2 protein-coding genes and 3 rRNA genes are annotated in these 6,777 nt (G+C 57.1%); 3 read left to right on the top strand and 2 right to left on the bottom strand.

Going from position 1 to position 6,777, the window contains the following annotated elements:
• Positions 1-305: 305 nt before the first annotated feature.
• The 3 genes from ACZK5D_RS15260 to rrf all read left to right on the top strand — a co-directional run bounded on the left by ACZK5D_RS15260 (position 306) and on the right by rrf (position 5,478).
• A 16S ribosomal RNA gene (locus ACZK5D_RS15260) occupies positions 306-1,824 on the top strand.
• A gap of 332 nt (positions 1,825-2,156) precedes the next feature.
• Positions 2,157-5,249, top strand: a 23S ribosomal RNA gene (locus ACZK5D_RS15255).
• Positions 5,250-5,361: 112 nt separating this feature from the next.
• A 5S ribosomal RNA gene (gene rrf, locus ACZK5D_RS15250) occupies positions 5,362-5,478 on the top strand.
• Together the 16S, 23S and 5S rRNA genes form the textbook arrangement of a ribosomal RNA operon.
• A 131-nt stretch (positions 5,479-5,609) precedes the next feature.
• Here the strand turns inward: rrf and ACZK5D_RS15245 are convergent.
• Together ACZK5D_RS15245 and ACZK5D_RS15240 are read right to left on the bottom strand one after the other, a co-directional pair.
• Positions 5,610-5,831 (bottom strand): DUF1905 domain-containing protein, encoded by a 222-nt coding sequence (locus ACZK5D_RS15245; RefSeq protein WP_463665892.1) that lies wholly within the window; start codon positions 5,829-5,831, stop codon positions 5,610-5,612.
• The gene (locus tag ACZK5D_RS15240) at positions 5,828-6,697 is read right to left on the bottom strand and encodes a DUF1295 domain-containing protein (RefSeq protein ID WP_463665891.1); all 870 of its coding nucleotides are present in this window, start codon (positions 6,695-6,697) and stop codon (positions 5,828-5,830) included. Before ACZK5D_RS15240 ends, ACZK5D_RS15245 begins: the two co-directional genes overlap by 4 nt.
• Positions 6,698-6,777 lie beyond the last annotated feature (80 nt).

Below are 6,777 nucleotides of genomic sequence, written 5' to 3'. Positions count from 1 at the left end.
GTAAGGTTGGTCGAGTTGCCCCAGGGTGGATGTCACGGTTTCGTGGTTGATGTCTGGGAGTGCCCGAATCTTGAGAACTCAACAGTGTGCTTTAAGTCAATGCCAATTTTTTTTGCACTGCAGGGCCTTTGTGGTCTTGTTTTGCGTTTTCCCGTCGCGTGGCCTCTTTTTTGGGGTTGCGTGTTGGGTTTCTTTGAGTGAAATTTTGATTGATCCAGTGATGGATTTTGGTCAGTGTTTGATTCGAAGTTGTTTGTGACGGTTTGCGGGCTGCCTCTTTTGGGGTGGTTTGTTTCCGATATTTTTCAACGGAGAGTTTGATCCTGGCTCAGGACGAACGCTGGCGGCGTGCTTAACACATGCAAGTCGAACGGTAAGGCCTCTTCGGGGGTACACGAGTGGCGAACGGGTGAGTAACACGTGAGTAACCTGCCCTTGACTTTGGGATAACATCTGGAAACAGGTGCTAATACCGGATATGAGCCTTTTCCGCATGGGATTGGTTGGAAAGCTCCGGCGGTCATGGATGGACTCGCGGCCTATCAGCTTGTTGGTGAGGTAGTGGCTCACCAAGGCTTCGACGGGTAGCCGGCCTGAGAGGGCGACCGGCCACATTGGGACTGAGATACGGCCCAAACTCCTACGGGAGGCAGCAGTGGGGAATATTGCACAATGGGCGGAAGCCTGATGCAGCAACGCCGCGTGCGGGATGACGGCCTTCGGGTTGTAAACCGCTTTCAGCAGGGACGAAGCTAACGTGACGGTACCTGCAGAAGAAGCACCGGCTAACTACGTGCCAGCAGCCGCGGTGATACGTAGGGTGCGAGCGTTGTCCGGATTTATTGGGCGTAAAGAGCTTGTAGGCGGTTTGTCGCGTCGGGAGTGAAAACTCAGGGCTTAACCCTGAGCCTGCTTCTGATACGGGCAGACTTGAGGAAGGTAGGGGAGAATGGAATTCCTGGTGAAGCGGTGGAATGCGTAGATATCAGGAGGAACACCAGTGGCGAAGGCGGTTCTCTGGACCTTTCCTGACGCTGAGAAGCGAAAGCGTGGGGAGCAAACAGGCTTAGATACCCTGGTAGTCCACGCCGTAAACGGTGGGTACTAGGTGTGGGGGACATTCCACGTTCTCCGTGCCGCAGCTAACGCATTAAGTACCCCGCCTGGGGAGTACGGCCGCAAGGCTAAAACTCAAAGGAATTGACGGGGCCCCGCACAAGCGGCGGAGCATGCGGATTAATTCGATGCAACGCGAAGAACCTTACCTGGGTTTGACATATGCCGGAAACATCCAGAGATGGATGCCCCTTTTTGGTCGGTTTACAGGTGGTGCATGGCTGTCGTCAGCTCGTGTCGTGAGATGTTGGGTTAAGTCCCGCAACGAGCGCAACCCTCGTCCTATGTTGCCAGCGGGTAATGCCGGGGACTCATAGGAGACCGCCGGGGTCAACTCGGAGGAAGGTGGGGATGACGTCAAGTCATCATGCCCCTTATGTCCAGGGCTTCACGCATGCTACAATGGCCGGTACAAAGAGCTGCGAACCTGTAAGGGTGAGCGAATCTCAAAAAGCCGGTCTCAGTTCGGATTGGGGTCTGCAACTCGACCCCATGAAGTCGGAGTCGCTAGTAATCGCAGATCAGCAACGCTGCGGTGAATACGTTCCCGGGGCTTGTACACACCGCCCGTCAAGTCATGAAAGTCGGTAACACCCGAAGCCGGTGGCCTAACCCTTGTGGAGGGAGCCGTCGAAGGTGGGACCGGTAATTAGGACTAAGTCGTAACAAGGTAGCCGTACCGGAAGGTGCGGCTGGATCACCTCCTTTCTAAGGAGCCTGTAGCGTCATCACTGTGTGGTGGGGCTCATGGTCGTGTTCTGGGGCGTCTGTTCCCGGCGCGGCCGGCACCGGAATGTGGAACATTGATTTTGTATGCCTGGTCAGAAGTCTGGTTCGTTAGTACAGCCTCCTTTTTTGGGGGAGTGGAATGCGGGTCGGGTGGAGGTTGGGTTAAGCACACTGTTGGGTTTTGAAGGGTCGGTCGCTTGTGCGGCGGCTTTTCTGTGCGGACCAGGTCTGATCATCTGTTTGTGGGTGGTTGGGTGTGGGCTCGCCCGTATTTTGAGAACTTCACAGTGGACGCGAGCATCTTTGTAGATTAACAAGCTACTAAGTGCGATCGGTGGATGCCTTGGCACCAAGAGCCGAAGAAGGACGTTGTAACCTGCGATAAGCCTCGGGGAGTTGGTAAACGAGCTTTGATCCGAGGATGTCCGAATAGGGAAACCTTGAAATACCGGAGTCATGTCCGGCAACCTCTGCCTGAATATATAGGGTAGTTGGAGGGAACGCGGGGAAGTGAAACATCTCAGTACCCGCAGGAAGAGAAAACAATTGTGATTCCGTGAGTAGTGGCGAGCGAAAGCGGAAGAGGCCAAACCTCATGTGTGTGATAGCTGACAGGTGTTGCACATGGGGTGTTGTGGGGCCGTTCGGACCGTGCTGTCATGCGGTCAGAGAGTAAGAAATGGACAGGGAAGTCGAAGTGGCTGCGAAGGCCACAGCATAGAAGGTAACACTCCTGTAGACGTAAGTTGTTCACTCTCGAGCGTTACCCCAAGTAGTGCGGAACCCCTGAAATTCCGCATGAATCTGGCGGGACCATCCGCTAAGCCTAAATACTCCTTGGTGACCGATAGCGGACAAGTACCGTGAGGGAAAGGTGAAAAGTACCCCGGGAGGGGAGTGAAATAGTACCTGAAACCGATCGCATACAATCCGTCGGAGCCTGTAAGGGTGACGGCGTGCCTTTTGAAGAATGAGCCTGCGAGTTAGTGGTACGTGGCGAGGTTAACCCGTGTGGGGTAGCCGTAGCGAAAGCGAGTCCTAATAGGGCGTTTTAGTCGCGTGCTCTAGACCCGAAGCGGAGTGATCTATCCATGGCCAGGGTGAAGCGACGGTAAGACGTCGTGGAGGCCCGAACTCACTTGGGTTGAAAACCGAGGAGATGAGCTGTGGATAGGGGTGAAAGGCCAATCAAACTCCGTGATAGCTGGTTCTCCCCGAAATGCATTTAGGTGCAGCGTCGCATGTTTCTTACCGGAGGTAGAGCACTGAATGGTCTAGGGGGCCCACAAGCTTACCGAAATCAGTCAAACTCCGAATGCCGGTAAGTGAGAGTGCGGCAGTGAGACTGTGGGGGATAAGCTTCATAGTCGAGAGGGAAACAGCCCAGATCATCAGCTAAGGCCCCTAAGCGATAACTAAGTGGAAAAGGATGTGGAGTTGCGGAGACAACCAGGAGGTTGGCTTGGAAGCAGCCACCCTTGAAAGAGTGCGTAATAGCTCACTGGTCAAGTGATTCTGCGCCGACAATTTAGCGGGGCTCAAGTTATCCGCCGAAGCTATGGCATTCACGTGTTTAGGCCGTAAGGCTGCGTGGATGGGTAGGGGAGCGTCGTGTGCGCGGTGAAGCGGCGGGGTGACCCAGCCGTGGAGAGCACACGAGTGAGAATGCAGGCATGAGTAGCGAAAGACGGGTGAGAAACCCGTCCGCCGAATATCCAAGGGTTCCAGGGTCAAGCTAATCTGCCCTGGGTAAGTCGGGACCTAAGGCGAGGCCGACAGGCGTAGTCGATGGACAACGGGTTGATATTCCCGTACCGGCGAAATATCGTCCGTGCTGAGGCGAGTGATGCTAAGCATGCGAGGTCGGTTGTGGTCTTCGGATCGTGGCTGGCTGAGTCTGTGACCCAATCTTGTAGTAGGCAAGCTGCGGAGGGACGCAGGAAGGTAGCTCTTCTCGGGTTTGGATATCCCCGGGCTAAGTGTGTAGGACGGAACGTAGGCAAATCCGCGTTCTATATGTTTGAGACATGATGGGTCGGTCACTTTTGTGGCCGTAAGAGTGATCCTATGCTGCCTAGAAAAGCTTCGTGAGCGAGATATGAGCCGCCCGTACCCCAAACCGACACAGGTGGATAGGTAGAGAATACTAAGGCGATCGAGATAACCATGGTGAAGGAACTCGGCAAAATACCCCCGTAACTTCGGGATAAGGGGGACCTGATGCGTATTAGAATTTACTTCGAAAGCGTTGAGGGTCGCAGAGACCAGGCCCAAGCGACTGTTTACTAAAAACACAGGTCCGTGCTAAGTCGAAAGACGATGTATACGGACTGACTCCTGCCCGGTGCTGGAAGGTTAAGGGGAAGGGTTAGCCTCACGGCGAAGCCTTGAACTTAAGCCCCAGTAAACGGCGGTGGTAACTATAACCATCCTAAGGTAGCGAAATTCCTTGTCGGGTAAGTTCCGACCTGCACGAATGGAGTAACGATTTGGGCGCTGTCTCCACCATGGACTCGGCGAAATTGCACTACGAGTAAAGATGCTCGTTACGCGCAGCAGGACGGAAAGACCCCGGGACCTTCACTATAGTTTGGTATTGGTGATCGGTGTGACTTGTGTAGGATAGGTGGGAGACTTTGAAGCTTGGACGCCAGTTCAGGTGGAGTCATCGTTGAAATACCACTCTGGTCACTCTGGTTATCTAACCTAGGTCCATTATCTGGATCAGGGACAGTGCCTGATGGGTAGTTTGACTGGGGCGGTCGCCTCCTAAAAGGTAACGGAGGCGCCCAAAGGTTCCCTCAGCCTGGTTGGCAATCAGGTTTCGAGTGTAAGTGCACAAGGGAGCTTGACTGCGAGAGAGACATCTCGAGCAGGGACGAAAGTCGGGACTAGTGATCTTCTGGTGGCACATGGAAGCGCCAGGACTCAACGGATAAAAGGTACCCCGGGGATAACAGGCTGATCTTGCCCGAGCGTCCATAGCGACGGCATGGTTTGGCACCTCGATGTCGGCTCGTCGCATCCTGGGGCTGGAGTCGGTCCCAAGGGTTGGGCTGTTCGCCCATTAAAGCGGCACGCGAGCTGGGTTTAGAACGTCGTGAGACAGTTCGGTCCCTATCCGCTGCGCGCGTAGGAGTCTTGAGAAGAGCTGTCCTTAGTACGAGAGGACCGGGACGGACTAACCTCTGGTGTGCCAGTTGTTCTACCAAGAGCACGGCTGGTTGGCTACGTTGGGAAGTGATAACCGCTGAAAGCATCTAAGCGGGAAGCACGCTTCAAGATGAGGGCTCCCACAGATTAATCTGGTAAGGCCCCCTATAGACCATGGGGTGATAGGTCGGATGTGGAAGTGCAGTAATGCACGGAGCTGACCGATACTAATAGGCCGAGGGCTTGTTTCTACAAAGATGCTACGCGTCCACTGTGAGGTTCCCGGGATACGGTCGGGAACCTCGAAAATGCAATAATTCAATATTGGCTTTTCGTAGGCTTCGAATGCTATCCTCATAGTGTTTCGGTGGTCATAGCGAGAGGGAAACACCCGGTCCCATCCCGAACCCGGAAGTTAAGCCTCTCAGCGCCGATGGTACTGCAAGGGGGACCTTGTGGGAGACTAGGACGCCGCCGGACTTACATAAACCCCCCGACCCTTGGTCGGGGGGTTTATTTGTTTTATGCGACCTTTTGCCGTCGTCGATGGCCGGCGAGGGCGATCATTGCCCGGCCAGGATGTGGATGCCTCCGCGGCCGGCGCGGGTCGCTCAGTTCAGGAGGCGGAGCGACACCGCCACCTCGTCGCCGTCCTCGATGCCCTCGTCGACGCGAACGGCCTTCTTGATGGGCAGGAGATAGGTGCCGGCGCCGGAGTCCGGGAAGACCGAGGTGCGCCAGGTGGTCGTGCCGACGGTGAGTGTGACACGCCATGTGGGGGCGAGGTACGCAAGCCGTCGGGGCGGGGTGGAGCTCGTTGGCGGTCCGCTCACCTGAGCCTGGGAACGAGGACCGGGGTGTGCGCCTTGTACGCCTCGTAGTCGGGTTGTCCGCCCCACCTCGCGTCTGCCTTCCGCTCCAGCAGCGGGACCCCGCTCACCCTGGTGAGCAGGAGGGCCACGAAGAAGGGGGAGACGAGCGCGATTTGCTGCCAGCCGTCGAGGGTTGGGAGGGCGATGATCGCGACGCCGGCCCAGAGCACGATCTCGCCGAAGTAGTTCGGGTGGCGGGACCGCGCCCACAGCCCCGTCGAGATGAATCGGCCCGCGTTCCTCGGGTCAGCCTTGAACCTGCTCTTCTGCCGATCCGCCACGATCTCGACCCCGAAGCCCGCCAGCCAGACCACGATCCCGGCCGCCGCGAGGGAGTCGAAGGGCACCCTTGTGCCGGAGGCGATGGACACCCATGCTGCTGCCGCGGTCATCGTGACCCACAACCCCTGGAGCGTCCACACCAGCAGGAACCGGGGCAGCGACGGCTTGAGCTCGTCGAAGCGGTCGTCCTTCCCTGCGCTCCTCACCCGTCTGAACAGGAACGTGCCCAGGCGCGCCGCCCACACGATCACGACGGCCGCCAGCAGCAGGCTCCGGGCGTCCAGGTCCCGGCTGAGCAGGGCCAGCATGACGGTGACAGAGATGTAGGTCAGGCTGCCGGTCAGGTCGAAGAACCGCTCGGTCTGCCGCGCGAACGACGGGATGAACACCACCCACTGGATCACGAACGCTGCCGCCACCCCCACTGCGAAGACGGGGATGCCGACGACGGTGGCCCCTCCCTGGCTGCCGGCCAGGGCCACGAGCGCCGCGGTCAGCACCACGAGCGGAAGCGCGACCAGGGCCGTGCGGTCTGCGTCATGCATGTCAGGTCCCTCCGGTGCGGCGCGTCGGCGGCTGCCATGACTTCGCCAGGAGAAGCATTTTATGCGTGCGCGATACTTCA

Source organism: Tessaracoccus yangjingae, assembly GCF_055326235.1.
Note: the sequence above shows the minus strand (reverse complement) of the source record. Positions and strands in the feature narration are given on the sequence as shown.